An 18,941-nucleotide genomic window follows, 5' to 3' on the forward strand; every position below is an offset into this window, starting at 1 on the left:
AAAATGAGACGCGTATTAGTAACAGGAGCCGGTACCGGTCTTGGAAAGGCAATAGCAATTGACCTTGCAAAGCAGGGATTTAATATAACACTTCACTACAGAAACAGTTCAAATGGAGCAAAAGAGGCATTAGATACCATAAAATCTGCAGGCGGTGAAGGATCACTTATCAGTTTTGATATCACAAACAGAGATGCTGTAAAACAGACTCTTGAAAATGATGTTGAGAAAAACGGTGCCTACTATGGTGTAGTATGTAATGCAGGTCTTACAGCTGATGCTGCATTTCCTATGATGAGTGATGATGACTGGGATAAGGTTATTCATACAAATCTTGATGGTTTCTACAATGTTTTAAAGCCTCTTGTTATGCCAATGATTGCAGCACATAAAGGTGGCAGAATCATTGCCATCTCATCAGTATCAGGCATCATGGGTAATCGTGGACAGGTTAACTATTCAGCATCAAAGGCAGGTTTAATAGGTGCTGTAAAATCACTTGCAATCGAACTTGCAAAAAGAAATATTACAGTAAATGCAGTAGCTCCTGGCCTTATTGATACTAATATGGCTGATCTTAATGAAACAGTAAAAAAAGAAATAATAAAATCCATTCCTGCAAACAGAATGGGTAAACCAGAAGACGTGGCTGCAGCTGTATCATTCCTTATGTCTGATAGCGCAAATTATATAACAAGACAGGTTTTATCGGTTAACGGAGGCCTTATATGACAAGAAGAGTTGTTATTGTAGGAACAGGAATGGTAACACCTTTTGGAGAAAGCTGGGATGATAACAAAAAAGGCTATCTCAACTGCAAGAATGCTGTCCGTTATATGCACGAATGGGATGATATAGATGGTCTTGTTTCCCGTCTTGCAGCTCCCTGTGACAGTTTTGAAGCCCCTTTACACTATACAAGAAAGAAAACCCGCTCTATGAGCCGTGTTTCAGTTTTATCAACAAGAGCAAGCGAACTTGCACTGATGATGGCAGGACTAACTGACGATCCACTATTAAAATCAGGAAGATGCGGTATTGCATATGGCTCTTCATTTGGAAGTTCTGAAGCTGTACTGGATTTCGTATCAATTCTGACAAACAAGAGTACAGGTGATCTTACAGCAAACTCATATGTAAAACTGATGCCACATACAACAGCTGTAAATATTGCTCTATTCTTTGGTATTACAGGAAGAATTATTCCAACCTGTACAGCATGTACCTCAGGCTCTATGGCAATAGGTTACGGATATGAGGCAATCAAATTCGGACAGCAGGATATTATGCTTTGCGGTGGCGCTGAAGAGCTTACTGTTGGTGATGTAGGTGTATTTGACACAATGTATGCAACATCTTCAAAAAATGATGCACCTAAACTTACTCCTGCTCCATTTGATAAGGATCGTGACGGTCTTGTCATTGGTGAGGGTGCAGGTACTCTAATACTTGAAGAATATGAGCATGCTAAAGCACGTGGTGCAAATATTCTAGGTGAGATTATAGGCTTTGCAACCAACTGCGATGCAACCCATATTACAGCACCTAACATGCAGACAATGCAGATCTGTATTGAAAGCTCTGTAAAGGATGCAGGTATTGATAAATCTTTAATTAAATATATTTCTGCTCACGGTACAGCAACCTCAAGAGGTGATGTTGCTGAAACTAATGCAACTTTCAATGTATTTGGTGATTCTCCATATGTTTCAACACTAAAAGGCTATTTTGGCCATACTCTTGGTGCTTGTGGTGCAATTGAAGTTATCAGTGGACTATATATGATGAATGAAGGCTGGTTTACCCCAAATCTCAATTTAAAGACTGTTGATCCTGAATGTGGTGCTTTAAATTACATCAAAGATGAACCTTTAAAACTTGAAACAGAATTCATTCAGTCAAATAACTTTGCTTTTGGCGGTATCAATACATCTCTTATCTTGAAGCGTGTGTAATATGGTAAATGTTCTTTTTGTATGTCATGGAAACATCTGTCGCTCACCAATGGCACAGTTTGTTTTACAGTATTTTGTAGAGAAAATGGATCTTTCAGATTCATTTTCTAAGATCCGATCTGCTGCTACAAGTACAGAGGAAATAGGAAATACAGTTTATCCACCTATTGCAAAAATCCTTGATAGACTTGATATTGACTACAAAAACAAGAAAGCAAGACAGATTACAAAATCGGACTGTCGCGAATATGACTATATTATTGTTATGGATGACAATAATCTTAGAAATCTTTTTTACCTGCACTCTGATATAGACAAAACAAAAGTTAGCAAACTGCTCGACTATACAGAAACCCCAATGGATGTTGACGATCCCTGGTATACAAGAGATTTTGAAAGAACATTTGAAGAAATCAAACAAGGATGTGTAGGATTTTTAAAGATGCTCAAACAAAAAGGCATTATTGAATATGATGAAAACCTGTTAGACAAGATATCAGATAAAATCTAATTATTCCTATAAAGGCTTTGACTAAATCAAAGCCTTTTTTAATTGTGTATCTTAAGGATATAAAAACATACTATAACCAAGTATCCAAAAACAGTATTAGTTTTTTTTGATTGTTTTTAATATGATTTATTACACAATAACTAATAAATAAAAAAAGGAAACAATCATTATGAATATTAAGAAATTACTTTTATCCGCGGTTGTATCAACACTTGCTTTTACCTCACTTACAGCTTGCGATGACAAGAGCGCGACTTCAAAAGAGGATTCAAGTGTACCTAAGGTTATTAAAGTTGGTGTAGTACCAGGACCTTACAGAGAGATCCTGGATACATATTTAAACCCAATAGTAAAAAAGAAAGGTCATGAGCTAAAGTTCGTTGAATTCACTGACTGGGTTCAACCTGACTCTTCACTGGAATCAGGTGATATTGATGCAAATCTGTTCCAGCATCAGTTATATCTTGAAGGTATCGTGAAAAATCAGGGACTACACTTATCTTCAGTTGTAAATTTTCCTACACTTGGTATTTATGTATTCTCAGATAAGTTCAACTCTTTAGATTCTATTGAAAAAGGTTCACTTGTTGGTATACCAAACGATCCTGTAAATCTTGCAAGAGCTTTAAGAGTTGCCCGTGATTTAAAGCTTATTACTTTAAATGCAGAAAAAGACGATCAGAAGGCATCTTTAGCAGATATCGAGAAGAATCCAAAGCAGTTAAACTTCGTTGTAATGGAAGCAGCACAGCTACCACGCTCTCTTGATTCAGTTGCAGTAGCTTTTGTACCAGGCAACTATGCTTATGCTGCAAAACTTGATCTGGCAAAGGCTATCGGTAAAGAATCTGTTGCAGAGCCAATCAAACTGGTTATTGCAGTTCAGAATCACCGAGTAAATGGAGTTGGCAAATTCCTAAGAGATGCAGTTTTAGATCCTGAGTTTAAAAAAGGTGTAGATTCAGATCCTGTATTCAAGAACTTTGCAATGCCAAAGTGGTGGAATGAATAATACATTTCCTGAAAAAGAAAGATCTCTGATTTGTATTAGGGATCTTTTTTTTATACAAAACAATTAAATAGGCTCAAATTTTCTTAAAAAAATTTTTTATTAAAGAAATCATTACTAATTGCCGATAACTAAATCAAGAAGATAATTGCTCATAAATTGAGCGGGAGTTTTAAAATGGCAATTTATGTAAATACAAACGTCTCAAGCTTAAACTCTAACAGACAGTTAGGTAAAGCAACTCATTCTCTTGATACAACCTATAAGCGTTTATCATCAGGTTTAAGAATTAACTCAGCAAAAGACGATGCTGCAGGTTTACAGATTTCAGATAGATTAACATCTCAGATTAACGGTCTAAATCAGGGTAACCGTAATGCTAACGACGGTATTGCTCTTGCACAGACAGCTGAAGGTGCACTTGATGAAGTAACCAACATGTTACAGCGTATCCGTACCTTATCACTGCAGTCTGCAAACGGTACTAATACAACAGCTGATCGTGGTGCTATTCAGGCTGAGGTAAAATCTTTATGTGATGAAATCAACCGTATTTCAAGTAAGACCACCTTTGCAGGTCAGGAAATATTAGCTGGTAAAGGAAGAGGTCTTGTAGATAAAACAACAGGACAGATTTCATTCCAGGTTGGTGCAAATGCTAATGATACAATTTCTGTAAATTTATGTAAGGCATTTAATATTAGCTCAATGTTCACTGCTGTAACAGGTGATGCAGACGCAATGGATGCTGATAAGAGAGCATTTGCTGTATCTACAGCAGAAAAAGCTCAGAAAACTTTAGCAACTATTGATAAATTTATAGCTCATGTTGACAAGGCTCGTGGTGAGTTAGGTGCTGTACAGAACAGACTAGAGTCAACAATTGCAAACCAGTCAAATATTGCTGAAAACGAGTCAGATGCACGTTCACGCATCCGTGATACAGACTATGCAGAGGAAGCAGCAAACTTATCACAGCAGACAATTGTTCAGCAGGCTGCATCATCAATGCTGACCCAGGCTAACAGCCGTCCACAGATTGCTTTAAGTCTTCTTGGCTAATATATAGTGAATTATTTAATCCTGTTATCAATGATAACAGGATTTTTTTTATGCAACATTAAATCCAAGCAATCTTAGTTTTTCTTTAAAACAATCCTGAACGCCTTCAAGAGTAACAGTCTGCAGTTCATGCCTTTCTCTGTAATTTTTTCTAAGCAGATCAAAACTTGCAGCATCAGTAAAACTTGCCTTAAAAAGATCAGCATCATAAGTAACATTGTAAATACTGTTTACAAGTCTGTATAAAAGATTTGTATCATATGACTTTATACTGTCTGAAAGAACTATTCTTGTGATCTCAGCAGATGGCATCTGATAATTTATGTTTATATCTGAGTTAAGAACCTTTTTAAGTTCATTTGCAAGCATCACATTTGCTCTTCTTTTTGATTCATATGAATATCCTGCAATGTGAGCTGTTGCTCCCTGAACATAGTTTAAAAGCTCTTTTTCCTTGATTTCAGGCTCACCTTCAAATACATCTAGAAATACTTTTAAATCACTGCGCTGTTTTAGCACATTAAGCAGATCACTGTTATTGATGACCTCACCTCTAGCAGCATTAATCAATATTGCGTTTGGTTTTAATTTCATCAACTGCTCTTTGCAAAGCATATAATGAGTTTTATACTCACCATCCTTAATTAAAGGCACATGCAGTGTCACAACGTCACAGTTTAAGACCTCATCTAAACTTGCACCACATGACAAGTCGCCCCCCTTAAATCTTGGGGGATCGCAAACAACAGGTTTCATATCAAGACCTAAAGCCTTATTTAAAACCTGTGAGCCAACACAGCCACAGCCAACAATACCAATGCTTTTACCTGCAAGGGGAATTGAAAATCTTACTGACAGATTTAAAAGAACTGACAGAACATAGTCTCCAACTGACTCACAGTTGTTTCCTTTTGCGTTGGTATAAGGGATCTTCATAGAATCTAAAAGTACAGTATCAAAGTGATCCATACCTGCTGTTGCAGTGCCAACAAACTTGAGTTTTTTTGCCTTTGATAAAAGCTCTTCATTAACTTTGGTAATTGATCTTGTAATAAGTACATCTGTATCTTCAAGATCGTCACAGTTAATATTACGACCGTTTTTTAAAACTACCTGACCGAATGGGGAAAACACCTCAACAGAATTTGGCAGAGCCTCGTCGCATAAAATTTTCATATAATTCTCCTTTGCAGACATATTATACAAAATTCTGTGTCGAATAATTATTCATCAAAGCTGTATAAATATTGTATAATTAAGCAAATTTTTTCTGGGGGTTAATATGTCATCTGAAATTACAGTAGATTACAAAAATTCAAGTACAAAAGCATTATTACTAGGTTCAGGCGAGCTTGGTAAAGAGGTTGCACTTGAACTTCTTCGTTATGGTGTTGATGTTACTGCCTGTGACAGATATGACAATGCTCCTGCTATGTCTGTAGCACAGCACAAAGCTGTTATCGATATGCGTGATGGTGCTGCTTTAAGAAATCTTATAGAAACTTTAAAGCCTGACTATATTATTCCAGAAATCGAAGCTATCGCTACAGAAACCTTAATTGAACTTGAAGAAGAAGGCTATAACGTAGTACCTTCAGCTCATGCTGCTAACATCACAATGAACCGTGAATCAATCAGAAATCTTGCAGCAAATGAGCTTGCTTTACCAACATCACCATTCTTCTTTGCGTCAAGTATTGAAGAAATACATGAGCATATAAGATCAATTGGTTTTCCATGTATCATGAAGCCAATTATGAGTTCATCTGGTAAAGGTCAGTCAGTTTTAAAATCAGAAGCTGACATTGAAAAAGCTTTTAAGGATGCATGCGAAAACGGCCGTGGTGGTATCAACCGCGTAATTGTTGAAGGTTTTGTAAAATTCGATAAGGAAATTACTCTACTGACAATCAATGCTGTAGATGGAATCCATTTTTGTAATGCAATCGGTCATCACCAGGTAAACGGTGATTACCATGAGTCATGGCAGCCAGAAGAACTTTCAGAAGAAGTTATAATGGAGTCAAAGCGTATTGCCTCTACTATCGTTAGTGCTTTAGGCGGATACGGTATTTTCGGTGTTGAACTGTTTATCTGTGGCAACAAGGTTATATTCTCTGAGTTATCTCCAAGACCACATGATACAGGCATGGTAACCATGATTTCTCAGGATCAGAGCGAATTTGCACTTCATGTAAGAGCTTTATTAGGTCTTCCTATTGGTAAAATCACCTTCTTTGGTCCTTCAGCATCAGCTGCTGTTCTAGGAAATGGAAAAGGCACTCACTTCAAGTTCTCAAAGCTTGCAGATGCTTTAGGTGTAACACCAAGCTCTCAGCTTAGAATCTTTGCAAAGCCTGATATTGATGGTGAAAGACGTTTGGGTGTATGCCTTGCACGTGGAAAAAATGTAAATGACGCTGTAGACAACGTTAAGAAGATGCGTTCTTTACTTGAGATTGAGATTACACAGTAAGCTATGGATTTATCAAATTACCAGAAGATGGATGTTTTTATCCTATTTTCTTGTGTGAATATGAAATTAAGAGATGAATACTCATCTTTAACTGATTTGTGCAAAAGTCTGGATCTTGATATGGATACTCTAAAAGATAGACTTAAGCAAGCTGGCTTTGAATACGATGAGGCACAAAATCAGTTTAAATAATGCTACCTTTTGTTAATTCTCATTATCTGTTTATTATTTCTCATCCTATCTGTGCCCCTGGCACAGATAAATCAGCTCTTGCAGCTGTAAGCTACTTTATTACTGATGCAGCATACAATACAGTTGCAAAAATGCAGCAGTTAAGATGTAAAAGACCTGATTACATTCTCCCATCACCAAATTATCTGTACTCTCAACAAATTGATCCTTACACAACTGATAAGGGTGATAGCGAGCTTGATTTCTATACAAAACTAGAAAAACTTTTACTAACACCTAATCTTAAGATTTTTACATGGTCCGTTAGAAATCTTTCTATTATAGAAAGCATTGCCTATAGAACACTTCAAGATCAGAATCTGCTAGACAGTATCAGTAATATTACTGATATTAACAAGGTTTTAAAGGTACACGAAATATTTGATACAGGAGAGTGCTCTAAATCAGATAATCTTATTGTATGTGCACAAAAATACGGTTTTGTTTCAAATAAAGATGAAAGTGACTATATAAACCGTCTTAATGCGCTAATGCATCTTGTAAAGCATCTAGAACAGGTTAATCCTCAATTATTAAGATATACCTTATCTGATAGAGCAAACAAAATATCTGAAGTAAAAGATGCAATAAGCAAAGGAAACTGTCTTGTTAATTATTCAACAAAACATCATGAACTTGAGATTTTAAAACCAATCATATGTAATGATGTTTACATAAAGGCAAATTATTTTGATGGTGGCAGCGTTACTGAAAAATACTACTCTTTTAATAATGCCAATCTTTTTGCACCTGTAAAAGTACTAACAGAAAAAAGACAGAAGCTTATTAACATAGATGTAGCATCAATCTTAAGTTTGCTTAACAATGCTACTGCAGATAATAACTTTGCTCCTTTTAGTTTACTAATCAATAGAAATAAAGCTTATACACCATCTGACATTCAGTTTTTCAATCAATGCCAGACAATGAACAAGTTTGTTATTGATGAGGCACCTCTTAATTGTTCACATGATTTTAGACAGTACATTTTAAAATTCAGAGGAAACAATTTTAAGAAGACTCTTATAGATACAGAGCTTAATCAGTACTATAAAATCTGTATTAATGAAATTAGAAAGCAGTCCAGGATCTACAGCAGTGAACTTAACTCTCTTATTTCTATCGATGATGGAAAGAATGAAAAGACTGTAAAGATAATCAATTCTCTTGTCAGCTACATAAATGATCTATAAAAAAAATCTGAGATTTTTAATCTCAGATTTTTTATCCTACTATCTATTTTGCAGCTTTTTTACCTGCAGTTTTCTTTGTTGTACTCTTTTTTGCAGTTGAGCTTTTAGTGGTCTTTTTGGTACTTGTTTTTGAAGCACTCTCCTGTATTTCCCACTTCTTCTCATCCTCATTATAGAATGCTACAAAGCTTGTATTCTTTCCATTTGCATCAAGAGACATGACATACTGCTTTTTACTCTTTCTTGAAAAACGCACTTCAGTCTCATTACCATCAGCATCATAAGCAGGTGCATCACATAAATAATGAAATTTTGGTGATATTCTGTCTTTGAAGCGTAATAGCTCTAATACCTTAGGAGGTCTTGTCTCTCTGACCTTTGGGAAATTATGAGCTGCAAGGAAAAGACCTGAAGCTCCATCTCTTAGAACATAATGTGCACCAGGTGCCTTACATTCAAGCTCAGGCAGATCAACAGGATCTTCTTTTGGTGGAGCTACCTGACCATTTTTTAAGATCTTTCGAGTATTGCCACAGTCCTTGTTTGTGCAGGCCATATATTTTCCAAAACGACCTTCTTTTAAAACCATTGTTGAGCCGCACTTTTCACATGGGATCTCAGGGCCTTTCTCAATTTCAGAGTCAAAAACACCTGTTTCCATAAGATATCCACCACAGTTAGGAGTAGAACACAGATGGAGCTTATGCTTTTCATCAATGATATATGAATCCATTACGCTATGACATTTCTCACAGCGTGGACGACTTCTTAGAATATTTGCCTCTTCTTCATCTGTAAGATTTGACTTGTTAAGAGAACTGATATCCAAAGAACGCAGATTGAGTGTCTTGTGGCATCTGTCCTGAACTTTCTTAACTGATTTATCATAAAAACCAAGACATGACAGGAACATACCAGTTTTACCTGACTGCACAGCCATATTGAATTTCTTACACTCAGGGCACTTGAAATTCTTAATCTCTAAAGGAGAATTCTCAGGCATACCTCCATCATCAAATGGTTTTTGAGCTTCAGTTAATTCCTTTTCAAAGCTTGAATAGAATTTATCAAGACTGTTTATCCAGTCAATTTTTCCATCTGCAATTTCATCTAAAGAATCTTCCATAGAAGCGGTGAAATTCTTATCCATCAGATCTTTAAATGAGAATCTCAGACGGTCAGTTACAATTTCACCCATTCTCATAGCATAGAAGCGACCTGAAACAATATTCACATAGCCTCTTTCCTGAATGGTTGAAATGATTGAAGCATAAGTAGATGGTCTGCCAATACCATCCTTTTCAAGCTCTTTTACCAAAGTTGCTTCAGAGAAACGTGCAGGTGGCTGTGTAAAATGCTGTGATGGAATAATTTCATCAAGGCATAAAACATCACCAACCTTTAACTCTGGCAGTAAAACTTCTTCATTCTTATTGAGATTATAAATACGCTTAAAACCATCAAAGATAATATGTTTACCGCTGATTTTAAGTGTATAGTCAGAAGCTTTAACGCTTACATTGGTTGTCTCATATTCCTGAGCTACCATCTGTGAAGCTAGATATCTTGCCTTGATTAAGGCGAACAGTCTTTGTCCGTCTCTGTCAACATTTGCAGGAAGTGGATCGAGTGGATGAGATGGTCTTATAGCTTCATGAGCTTCCTGAGCAGATTCTTTTGACTTGTAGTAATTTGGCTTTTCAGGAAGATAGTTCTTGCCGCACTCATTCTCAATAATGGTTCTAGCATTTGCAATAGCTTCATCAGATAGATTTACACTATCGGTTCTCATATAGGTTATAAGACCCATTTCGTATAAATGCTGAGCAACCATCATGGTCTTTTTAACAGAAAAACCAAGTCTTATGTTAGCAGCCTGCTGTAGTGTTGATGTTGTAAATGGAGGAAGAGGAGACTGTTTGCCTTTTTTAGTCTCGATATTATCAACAGTGAACTTTGAGCTCTTCAGTGTTTCAACAGCTGAATATGCCTCATCCTTGTTTGAAGCATTAAACTTTTTGCTGCCCTTGTTTGTAACAGAAAGCTTGAACTGCTCGTTTGCAGAATTTGAAACCATTGCATCAATATTCCAGTATTCTTCAGGAATAAATGATTTAATCTCTCTTTCCTTATCAACAATTAGTTCAACTGCAACTGACTGAACACGACCTGCAGATAAACCTCTTGCCACCTTTTTCCAGAGTAAAGGAGAGACCATAAAGCCTACAACTCTGTCTAAAAAGCGTCTTGTCTGCTGAGCATTTACAAGATCCATATTAATCTTGCCAGGATTTGCAAAAGCCTTATCAATTGCAGCTTTGGTAATTTCAGGATATTTTACTCTGAAATACTTTTCATCCTTTCCACCTAAAACTTCCTTTAGGTGCCATGCAATAGCTTCTCCTTCTCTATCCAAATCAGTTGCAAGATAGATTTTGTCAGCATCTTTAGCAAGTTTTTTCAGTTCAGCTACAACCTTGTGCTTGTCAGGCATGATTTCATAGTTTGCCTTCCAGTGATTCTTTGGGTTAACACCCATTGTCAGTGCAAGAGATTCCTCTTTAGACAGCTTCTTTTTTTCAGTCTTGGAATCTTTCTGTGCTGCTGCACTGGCTAAATCTCTAATATGACCAACACTTGCTTTAACTATATAGTTGTCACCCAAGTATCTATTAATAATAGATGCCTTTGATGGCGACTCCACAATAACTAAAGACTTACCCATATATAAACCTACACTCTGTCCTATTAAAATCTTAAATTATTATCTTTATTGAATACTCTGTTTTCAACTTCATTTGCAACAGAGCTTGTCCATGCCTTAACACTCATGAACTTTGACAATCGATTAAGAAGAGATTTCTTTTCTTTTTTCTTCACTACGATCTTTATAGCACATACTTTTGTATATGCTAGTGTTTTTTGTAAATATGCATCAAAAGTGTCTATCTCGTCAACCAACCCAAGCTTTTGTGCATCAGAAGCAAGCCAGAACTCACCAGTTGCAACCTCATCAAGATTTATTGATGGTCTGTACTTTGAAACTACATTCTTAAAGTTATTATGAATAAGCTCAAGCTCATTTTTAAACTTCTCACGAGCTTCATTTGTATTCTCACCAAACATAGTAAGAGTACGCTTGTACTTGCCTGCTGTAACCTGCTCATAGTCAACATCATGCTTTTTAAGCACTTTGTTAAAGTTTGGGATCTGAGCTACAACACCGATTGAACCTACATATGCAAAAGGAGCTGCAACGATAGTATTTGCAACACAGGCCATCAGATAACCGCCTGAAGCTGCAACATTATCAATGCAGACTGTTAATTTTACATTTTTATCACGTAATCTTTGAAGCTGTGATGAGCAAAGACCATAAGTATTTACAACTCCGCCTGGAGAGTTGAGATTCAGGATAACCATATCCTTGTCTGTTGCTACATCTAAAATAGTATTAATCTTCTTGATAAGAGTTGAAACCTCACTTGCATGAGTATCACCGGTAAACTCAATAACAAAGACTCTCTCTGGGCAGAATAAGCCTTCGTCTTCTCTTTTCTTTATCAGTAAGGACTTTTGCTTTTTTAGCTCTTCAATTCTTATCTTTGAATTTTTTTCTTTTAGTTTCTTGTCTTTTTTCTTTTCATTAGCATCTTTAGATGAATCAAATTCTTCAATAGCATCTTCAATTGAAGCTTTTCTGTCATCATAAATCTGTTTTAAATCAGAGAATACAAGCTTTTCATTGTCTTCATCTAAACAGTTATCTTCAGTCTTCACCTGTTTTATGGCAGTAATAACAAAGATAAATGCAAAACTGATTAGTGCAATAAGAATGAAAGATTTTGATGTAAACAGACCTAAAGAGATCAGAAAATCCATATTTATTCCTTATTTAATACAGAAGAAGACTGTGTAAAACCTTTTTGTGTCAGTTTAATACCGTCATCTAAAAGTTCAATTAACTGAAGTTTATAAAGACCACCAATAGCCTTTTTGAATTTACCTTTTGACATATGCAGATAATCTTCAATTTCCTGAGGATCTGACTTGTCATTAAGAGGTATAAAACCATCTGCACGTTTCAAAATGGATAATAAAAGCTTTGAAGCATGCTCAATTCCCTTTACACCAGGCTCCTGCAAAGATACATCAAGCTTGCCATCATCACGAACATTAGTGATGTATCCTTCATAACGTTTTCCGATTCTAACAGGCTCTTTAAGCTCTGATTTGTACATAAGGGCATATACACTGTCGTTTACAACAGTTCTAAAGCCAAGAGGTGTATGAGATACAGGAACGCAAGTTACTCTTTGCCCTCTTTTAAACTCACCTTTTTTAGCTGCATCCTTGATATAGCGGTTATATCTTTGTGTGCCGAAAAGTCTGCCCTGTTCATCTATTGTAACTAAAACAAGCACTGACTTTCCAACCTCAAATTCTGAGCGCTGTTCTGATACAGGAACAATCAGATCTTTAGGAATACCAAGATCCATATAAACAGTGCCACAGTCGATAGACTTTACAGTAAGTCTTCCGACCATTCCGCACTCAAGGTATGGATGTTTTGCTGTTGCAAGTACTCTGTTACCATCCTTGTAAAGGAATACTCTTAACATATCTGATACTTTTAAAGATGCAGGAAGCTGAGATTTAGGTACGAACAGTGAGCCGAAAATATCAGCATCAACAAAAGCCCCCTGATCGGTTATTTCAAGCACTTCAAGCTCAATCATATGGCCAATTTTAATCATATCAGACATAGCAATTTCCTAAATAATTTGTACCCTGCCATAATATATGAAAAAAGCCACTCTTATTTCAAGAATGGCTTCTTATATTTCACACAGCGATCGATTAAATGCGCATAAAGTCGATGTGTAAAATACGCTCTGAAACTGGGTGACGCTGAATGTCAACAGGCTTTACCTTGATTGACTTGCCGTCTAAGTTTAATTCTACACCAGTGTAGAACTCTTCCTTTAATGCAGCTGTGATAACTTTCTTCTCATCTAAAGTTACTGAAACAGCTTCTTTGCCCTGGCCGATAACGATAGCTGGGGTCTTGAACTCACGACGTAGGCGGCGGCTCGCACCTCTTCCCATGTCAGTACGTGAAGTAGCATCTAAAACAATTGCCATTTTCAACATTTCCTAAAATTGGTTAAACAAAATATATACTGTGCAATGCGACCATAAACACAGACTGCAATATTATACAGATAAAATAATAATTTTCAAGCATTTAAAACAATCGCTGCGATCTTATTATATTTAAAGAGATTTTTTATCTGACTGTTTTAATTTTGTGAGTTGCAATAAATGTGAATAACATGATTTACTATATAATCCACGCAGTATCAGTTTAATATAAGAGATAAAACATGACACAGTACATAAGACCATCAAAAGATCAGTCATTCATGGAAATTGCTGTTGCTGTTTCCATGAGATCAACATGCCTTAGAAGAAGATATGGCGCTGTTATCGTATCAAAGGACGGAAGAATCGTATCTACAGGTTACAACGGAGCTCCAAGAAACAGAGCTAACTGCGTTGACTTAAAAGAATGCCTTCGTGAAAAATGCAAGATTAAGCCAGGCACTCACTATGAGCTTTGCAGAGCTGTTCATGCTGAGGCAAACGCTATTGTTAACGGCAATCCTTTAGATGTTGTCGGCGCAACCTTGTATCTTGCTGGTACTGATGCGGCAAGTAACAATGCTACAAAACAGATGAGACCATGCTCAATGTGCCAGAGACTTATTTTAAATGCACAGATTGCACGAGTTGTAATGAGAGATGTTGACGGAAATCTAGTTAGCGAAGATCCGCTGACATGGGATGATGATCTTCCAGAAAAAATTGCAAGAGATATGAATCTTGCAACAGATTAGCATTTATATTTGATATGTATGCATCAGCACTGATGCATACATAAATTTCAAAATCTTTTTAAATTTCTTCTAGGAATTTTGGATAAAGATAATCTGCTCTTTCATCAATTCTTGAAGGGTCATAGTTTCTTCTGTCATTACAGTTCATATCAGATATTGTTTCCATATCAGATGTTGTAATATCAAAAAAATAAAGATCAGAGTTTTGAACAATCTTGTCTTCGCTGACAGCTTTTGGTATTGCAACAATTCCTCTTTGAATGCACCATCTTAAAAGGATCTGACTTGAGGTTGCCTTATAATAATCACGCATGCCAATAAGTCTTGGATCATCAAGAATAAGTCTTCCTTCTGCACCTAAAGGAGAATATGCCTCCATAGTAATTTTATTTCTTCGACAGAAATTTATTAGATCTTTTTCTGTATTTAAAGGATGAATTTCAGTCTGATTAACCTGTGGTGGCAGTTCATAACCAAGATCTAAAATTTTCTGAACCTGCTCTATATTGAAGTTACAAACACCAATTGCTCTGCAAAGACCTTCCTGCTGCAACTTTACAAGCTCTTCATACACCTTTTCAAAACCTTTTTTAGGCCAGTGAATAAGGTATAGATCAGCATATTCAAGTTTAAGTCGCTTTAAGGAATCTAAAAGGCCTGCTCTTGGATTATCAAAGTCTGTAACCCAAAGCTTTGTAGTTACAAAAAGATCATCTCTTGTAATACCTGAATCTCTAAGTGCTCTGCCAATTGTCTTTTCGTTATTATAGATTTTGGCTGTATCAATAAGTCTATAGCCATTATCTAAGGCACATCGAACTGCATTATAGGTTTCATCACCAGATTTCATTCTATAGGCACGAAGACCTAAAAGTGGCATTTTTACATCATTGTTTAAGGTAACAGTAGATTTGATACTAAGTTCCATCAGACCCTCTGCATTTTTTCATAGGCATTTACAAGAACAGATTCATCTGCTCCAAGTTCATGCATATGCAAACTTAAATAGTTTCTAAAATGTCTTGCACCTTTACATCCGTTAAAAAGATTAATGGTATGAATACCAAGATGGTGAAGACGATTTCCATCCTTTACAAAATCATGAGCCATTTTTATTACACTGTCAAATACCTGCTCTCGAGAAAGTATTGCTGATCCATCATTGTAAATCATGGAATCTACAGATGCTAAAAGATATGGATTATCGATTATTGCCCTTCCAAGCATAACGCCGTCAACGTAATTTAGGTGCTCTTTGCAATCATCAATATTTAGTATTCCACCATTAATTGTAATGCTAAGATCAGAAAATTCCTGTTTTAAATCATATACACGCTGATAATCCAAAGGAGGAACTGTTCTGTTCTCCTTTGGAGACAGGCCGTTAAGCCATGCCTTTCTTGCATGAAGAATAATATGACGAGAGCCAGTCTTATAAACAGATTCAACAATTTTTCTTGTATATTCAGTTGAATCAAGATCATCAACACCGATTCTTGTCTTGACTGTGACAGGTATAGATACGGCATCCTGCATTGCCTTTAAACAGTCTGTGATAACATCTGGTGTTTTCATTAAAATAGCACCAAAAGATCCCTGCTGTACCTTATCTGATGGACATCCTGCATTTAGATTTATAGCACTGTAGCCAAATTTTTCACCGATTTTACAGGCTTTAGCAAGAGTTTTGGGATCAGAGCCACCTAACTGAAGTGTGCATGGATTTTCACTCTCATCATGCTCTATTAAATATTCCTTGTTGTGCACTAAAGCTGCAGCTGCAATCATTTCTGTATACAGCATAGCCTTTTTTGTCATAAGTCTTGCAAACTTTCTGAAAGTTCTGTTTGTAACATCAATCATTGGTGCTACAGAGAATCTGTCAGCATCTGTAAACTGGTATTTGTTCATATTTATCCATATAAAAAGGCGGGCAAAAGCCCGCCTTGACTTATAAAAATTACTAGTCTTCGAGCTCACCTGATATAAGTTTTGCCACGCTCTGATCAAAGTATTTCTTTTCAAGTGCAGGCAGTGTTGATGTATAGCCTGATACTTTTGATAAAAGAGCCTTTCCATTCTCATCATCAGGTTTTGATAGGAACTGACCTATCAGCATACCAAGTTTCTCCATCTGAGATGCCTTGATACCACGTGTAGTAGCAGGCAAAGATGAGAATCTTACAGCATCGTACTTGATATTAGGATTATCAGTTAAAACCTGAGCAATTCTAACATGAATACCAAGATCAGCCAAAAGCTCCTGCGCACCTCTGGCTGAAATTGCACAGTTTCTTGTATCAATCATAACAAGATGTGACTGCGTTTTTGAACCGATAATCTTCATGCCACCTGCTTCAAGTCCCTTTGCAAGTGCCTTTGCATTTTCAAGAACATCCATACAGTAGTTTTTAAAACCTTCTGTCTTCATTTCATGTAATCTTGCAGCAAGAGATGATAACTGAGGTGATAATAAACCTGTATGACCTAACAGATTTTCAGTTCTCTGAATAACACCGGATAATTCCTTCTTACAGAGAATTACAGCACTTTGAGGTCCCTGCATAGCACCGTGAGTTGAGAAAGTCACGATATCAGCATATTTCATTGGATTGTCAATTACACCTGCTGCAGTTAATGATGCAGTCTGAGACAGGTCACACCATAAAAGAGCACCAACTTCCTTTGCAATCTTTGAAAAGCGTAAAAAGTCTATTGGTAGTGAATAGTTTACAGGTGAAATAATGATAAGCTTAGGTCTGTTCTCTAATGCAAGCTTCTCAACATGATCCATGTTAAGTTCCTGAGTTTCAGGATCGATACCGAAGTTTACAAATCTGAATGCAAGATTCTCGGTATTGCAATGCTCTTTCTTTCTAAGATCCAATGACATGATAACATCACCTCTGGATGTTAATGCATTGAATACCACTCTTGATGCAGCCTCAATAGTAACAGTCTTAACAGAAGCAAAAGGAGCTTCAAAAACCTCACACAGTCTTTTAACTGTGAGAGCCTCTAATGAATCAACCTTGCCAAGTGTCAGTGTGTTGACAGAATTTACAAGGATACTTCCCATGATGGATGCACAAATTGGTGAAGTTGAGTTCTCATCAGGAATAAATGAGATGCTTCCATGCTGGCGCTCAATTTCTTTTACAAAATATGCATACAGATCCTTGTCAAAATTCTTAATAACGCCAAGTGAATTCATAATAAACTCCTTTTCTCTTTTTTATTTATTGTTATAAAACCTATATCTTAATAAAAGGCCATGCTACAGGTATTATCAGCATACACAGGATAAGACTGATTACAATTAGTGGAAGACCAACTTTTAGATAGTCTTTAAAATGCATACCTGATGGACTTAGAATCAGGGTATTGCAAGGTGTTGCAATTGGAGTTGCAAATGAACATGATGCACCAATTGCACAGGTAATCAAAACGCCATAAGGTGATACGCCAAGCTTGTTTGCAATACTCATTGCAATAGGAATTAATAGTGCTGCTGTAGCGGTATTTGGCATAAACTGTGTTAATGAGCATGAAATCAAGAATAAAGCTGCAATGATGCTTATATCAGATGGGTGCTCACCTACAACTGAAACTACTGTATTTGCAATTAGCTCACCTGCACCTGTCTTCTGCATTGCTGTTGCGACCGGCAGCATACCTGCAAACAAGAAGATGGTAACCCAGTCAATACCCTTGTAGGCCTGCTTTTCAGAAATACAGCCTGTAACTACGCACAATAAAGCTGCAATAAGACTTACCATAGCAGGAGAAAGACCAGGGATTCCAACAATAAGACCTAAAATTACGAAAATCAGGATACAGACAGCTAAAATTCTCTGACGTCTTGAACCTACAACGCCCTTTGACTGCATGATAATGCCGCCGTCAGCAGACTTTTGTGGCAGGATCCTTCTTCCTACAAAGTACATAAAAGCAACAGCACTAAGACAGATAGGAAGACCTATATATGAGAATTCAAAAAAGCCGTATGACTCATAGCCATTGGCAGTGATTTCGGCAACAGCCAACATATTAGGAGGAGTACCTACCATTGTAAGCATACAGCCGACATTTGCAGATACAGCAAGTGCCATAAGAATAGGAGCTGATGGAATCTTTGCACTTACACATACACCTATTACCATAGGCATAAGGCATGCTACAGTACCTGTATTAGATGCAAATGCAGACATAACGATAGTAAGAGTCATCAAGGACAGAATTAAAGGCCCCTGATTGGTACCAACATTTCTTACAACAAAATTACCAATTGACTGGGCAAGACCAGAATCGAGCATAGCGGCACCAACAACGAACATACCGCCAAATAAAATTACGTTTGAATTTGAAAAACCGGAAAAACACTCCTGAGGAGTTAAAATGCCCAAAAGTCCTAAGGAAACAGAAGCCATAAGTGCTGATACCGCAATAGGTATATATTCGGTAACAAAAAGAAAAGCTACTGTAGCTAGTACCAGTAATGTAATAACAGCTGAATCCACTAACTGCTCCTTATCCTTTTAACCATAATTTTTTACTAAGTCTTATCTAATTTTATCCAATCACTGTGCATATTCTGTGAGTTT

18 protein-coding genes are annotated in these 18,941 nt (G+C 36.6%); 9 read left to right on the forward strand and 9 right to left on the reverse strand.

All coding sequences use genetic code 11. From position 1 onward, the window contains the following. Positions 1-3: 3 nt before the first annotated feature. From fabG to J5V48_RS00595, 5 genes are all read left to right on the forward strand, one after another. Positions 4-732, forward strand: a complete 729-nt coding sequence (gene fabG, locus J5V48_RS00575) for a 3-oxoacyl-ACP reductase FabG (protein WP_219935874.1) — start codon at positions 4-6, stop codon at positions 730-732. Continuing rightward, on the forward strand, positions 729-1,955 hold the full coding sequence (locus tag J5V48_RS00580) for a beta-ketoacyl-ACP synthase (RefSeq protein ID WP_219935876.1): 1,227 nt from the start codon (positions 729-731) through the stop codon (positions 1,953-1,955). The genes fabG and J5V48_RS00580 overlap by 4 nt, the downstream gene beginning before the upstream one ends. A 1-nt stretch (position 1,956) precedes the next feature. Further along, positions 1,957-2,466, forward strand: a complete 510-nt coding sequence (locus tag J5V48_RS00585) for a low molecular weight protein-tyrosine-phosphatase (RefSeq protein WP_219935878.1) — start codon at positions 1,957-1,959, stop codon at positions 2,464-2,466. Positions 2,467-2,635: 169 nt separating this feature from the next. Then, positions 2,636-3,478, forward strand: coding sequence for a MetQ/NlpA family ABC transporter substrate-binding protein (locus J5V48_RS00590; RefSeq protein ID WP_219935880.1), 843 nt, complete (start codon positions 2,636-2,638; stop codon positions 3,476-3,478). Positions 3,479-3,652: 174 nt separating this feature from the next. Continuing rightward, on the forward strand, positions 3,653-4,537 hold the full coding sequence (locus tag J5V48_RS00595) for a flagellin N-terminal helical domain-containing protein (RefSeq protein WP_219935882.1): 885 nt from the start codon (positions 3,653-3,655) through the stop codon (positions 4,535-4,537). 48 nt (positions 4,538-4,585) lie between these two features. Here the strand turns inward: J5V48_RS00595 and J5V48_RS00600 are convergent, their stop codons facing one another. Continuing rightward, positions 4,586-5,713 (reverse strand): 4-phosphoerythronate dehydrogenase, encoded by a 1,128-nt coding sequence (locus J5V48_RS00600; RefSeq protein WP_219935884.1) that lies wholly within the window; start codon positions 5,711-5,713, stop codon positions 4,586-4,588. A gap of 106 nt (positions 5,714-5,819) precedes the next feature. Between J5V48_RS00600 and purT the strand changes: the two genes are divergently transcribed. Genes purT through J5V48_RS00615 form a run of 3 tightly spaced genes read left to right on the forward strand, consistent with a single transcriptional unit; the run spans position 5,820 to position 8,437 of the window. Continuing rightward, the gene (gene purT / locus J5V48_RS00605) at positions 5,820-7,013 is read left to right on the forward strand and encodes a formate-dependent phosphoribosylglycinamide formyltransferase (RefSeq protein WP_219935886.1); all 1,194 of its coding nucleotides are present in this window, start codon (positions 5,820-5,822) and stop codon (positions 7,011-7,013) included. 3 nt (positions 7,014-7,016) lie between these two features. Beyond that, complete coding sequence (locus tag J5V48_RS00610) at positions 7,017-7,205, forward strand: DUF4250 domain-containing protein (protein WP_219935888.1); 189 nt, start codon at positions 7,017-7,019, stop codon at positions 7,203-7,205. Beyond that, positions 7,205-8,437, forward strand: a complete 1,233-nt coding sequence (locus J5V48_RS00615; RefSeq protein ID WP_219935890.1) for a 3'-5' exonuclease family protein — start codon at positions 7,205-7,207, stop codon at positions 8,435-8,437. Before J5V48_RS00610 ends, J5V48_RS00615 begins: the two co-directional genes overlap by 1 nt. Positions 8,438-8,480: 43 nt before the next feature. Here J5V48_RS00615 and topA read toward each other — a convergent pair whose 3' ends face one another. From topA to rplY, 4 genes are all read right to left on the reverse strand, one after another. Further along, on the reverse strand, positions 8,481-11,162 hold the full coding sequence (gene topA / locus J5V48_RS00620; RefSeq protein ID WP_219935892.1) for a type I DNA topoisomerase: 2,682 nt from the start codon (positions 11,160-11,162) through the stop codon (positions 8,481-8,483). A 23-nt stretch (positions 11,163-11,185) separates the two neighbouring features. Then, positions 11,186-12,319: a protease SohB gene (gene sohB, locus J5V48_RS00625; protein WP_219935894.1), complete on the reverse strand. Its 1,134-nt coding sequence runs from the start codon at positions 12,317-12,319 to the stop codon at positions 11,186-11,188. Positions 12,320-12,321: 2 nt separating this feature from the next. After that, positions 12,322-13,203 (reverse strand): CvfB family protein, encoded by an 882-nt coding sequence (locus tag J5V48_RS00630; protein ID WP_219935896.1) that lies wholly within the window; start codon positions 13,201-13,203, stop codon positions 12,322-12,324. Between the two features lie 94 nt (positions 13,204-13,297). Then, the gene (rplY, locus tag J5V48_RS00635) at positions 13,298-13,582 is read right to left on the reverse strand and encodes a 50S ribosomal protein L25 (RefSeq protein WP_219935898.1); all 285 of its coding nucleotides are present in this window, start codon (positions 13,580-13,582) and stop codon (positions 13,298-13,300) included. Between the two features lie 242 nt (positions 13,583-13,824). Here rplY and J5V48_RS00640 point away from each other — a divergent pair, with 242 nt between their 5' ends. Beyond that, positions 13,825-14,337, forward strand: a complete 513-nt coding sequence (locus tag J5V48_RS00640) for a deoxycytidylate deaminase (protein WP_219935899.1) — start codon at positions 13,825-13,827, stop codon at positions 14,335-14,337. 58 nt (positions 14,338-14,395) lie between these two features. On the opposite strand, the gene J5V48_RS00645 is transcribed toward J5V48_RS00640, so the two are convergent. From J5V48_RS00645 to J5V48_RS00660, 4 genes are read right to left on the reverse strand one after another with little or no spacing between them, the layout of a single operon-like run. Further along, entirely contained in the window at positions 14,396-15,265 is an 870-nt protein-coding gene (locus J5V48_RS00645) for an aldo/keto reductase (protein ID WP_219935900.1), read from the reverse strand. Then, positions 15,265-16,248, reverse strand: coding sequence for a tRNA dihydrouridine(20/20a) synthase DusA (dusA, locus tag J5V48_RS00650; protein WP_219935901.1), 984 nt, complete (start codon positions 16,246-16,248; stop codon positions 15,265-15,267). The genes J5V48_RS00645 and dusA overlap by 1 nt, the downstream gene beginning before the upstream one ends. A gap of 52 nt (positions 16,249-16,300) precedes the next feature. Next, the gene (locus tag J5V48_RS00655; RefSeq protein WP_219935903.1) at positions 16,301-17,551 is read right to left on the reverse strand and encodes a hypothetical protein; all 1,251 of its coding nucleotides are present in this window, start codon (positions 17,549-17,551) and stop codon (positions 16,301-16,303) included. 40 nt (positions 17,552-17,591) lie between these two features. After that, positions 17,592-18,857, reverse strand: a complete 1,266-nt coding sequence (locus J5V48_RS00660) for an SLC13 family permease (protein ID WP_219935905.1) — start codon at positions 18,855-18,857, stop codon at positions 17,592-17,594. Positions 18,858-18,941: the final 84 nt, after the last annotated feature.

This window comes from Succinivibrio faecicola (assembly GCF_019448115.1).
Taxonomy (GTDB): Bacteria; Pseudomonadota; Gammaproteobacteria; order Enterobacterales; family Succinivibrionaceae; genus Succinivibrio; species Succinivibrio faecicola.

Bases quoted from the DNA above. Each gene is read 5' to 3' on its own strand.
- fabG (WP_219935874.1), top strand. From the start codon at position 4: ATGAGACGCGTATTAGTAACAGGAGCCGGTACCGGTCTTGGAAAGGCA.
- J5V48_RS00580 (WP_219935876.1), top strand. From the start codon at position 729: ATGACAAGAAGAGTTGTTATTGTAGGAACAGGAATGGTAACACCTTTT.
- J5V48_RS00585 (WP_219935878.1), top strand. From the start codon at position 1,957: ATGGTAAATGTTCTTTTTGTATGTCATGGAAACATCTGTCGCTCACCA.
- J5V48_RS00590 (WP_219935880.1), top strand. From the start codon at position 2,636: ATGAATATTAAGAAATTACTTTTATCCGCGGTTGTATCAACACTTGCT.
- J5V48_RS00595 (WP_219935882.1), top strand. From the start codon at position 3,653: ATGGCAATTTATGTAAATACAAACGTCTCAAGCTTAAACTCTAACAGA.
- J5V48_RS00600 (WP_219935884.1), bottom strand. From the start codon at position 5,713: ATGAAAATTTTATGCGACGAGGCTCTGCCAAATTCTGTTGAGGTGTTT.
- purT (WP_219935886.1), top strand. From the start codon at position 5,820: ATGTCATCTGAAATTACAGTAGATTACAAAAATTCAAGTACAAAAGCA.
- J5V48_RS00610 (WP_219935888.1), top strand. From the start codon at position 7,017: ATGGATTTATCAAATTACCAGAAGATGGATGTTTTTATCCTATTTTCT.
- J5V48_RS00615 (WP_219935890.1), top strand. From the start codon at position 7,205: ATGCTACCTTTTGTTAATTCTCATTATCTGTTTATTATTTCTCATCCT.
- topA (WP_219935892.1), bottom strand. From the start codon at position 11,162: ATGGGTAAGTCTTTAGTTATTGTGGAGTCGCCATCAAAGGCATCTATT.
- sohB (WP_219935894.1), bottom strand. From the start codon at position 12,319: ATGGATTTTCTGATCTCTTTAGGTCTGTTTACATCAAAATCTTTCATT.
- J5V48_RS00630 (WP_219935896.1), bottom strand. From the start codon at position 13,203: ATGTCTGATATGATTAAAATTGGCCATATGATTGAGCTTGAAGTGCTT.
- rplY (WP_219935898.1), bottom strand. From the start codon at position 13,582: ATGGCAATTGTTTTAGATGCTACTTCACGTACTGACATGGGAAGAGGT.
- J5V48_RS00640 (WP_219935899.1), top strand. From the start codon at position 13,825: ATGACACAGTACATAAGACCATCAAAAGATCAGTCATTCATGGAAATT.
- J5V48_RS00645 (WP_219935900.1), bottom strand. From the start codon at position 15,265: ATGGAACTTAGTATCAAATCTACTGTTACCTTAAACAATGATGTAAAA.
- dusA (WP_219935901.1), bottom strand. From the start codon at position 16,248: ATGAACAAATACCAGTTTACAGATGCTGACAGATTCTCTGTAGCACCA.
- J5V48_RS00655 (WP_219935903.1), bottom strand. From the start codon at position 17,551: ATGAATTCACTTGGCGTTATTAAGAATTTTGACAAGGATCTGTATGCA.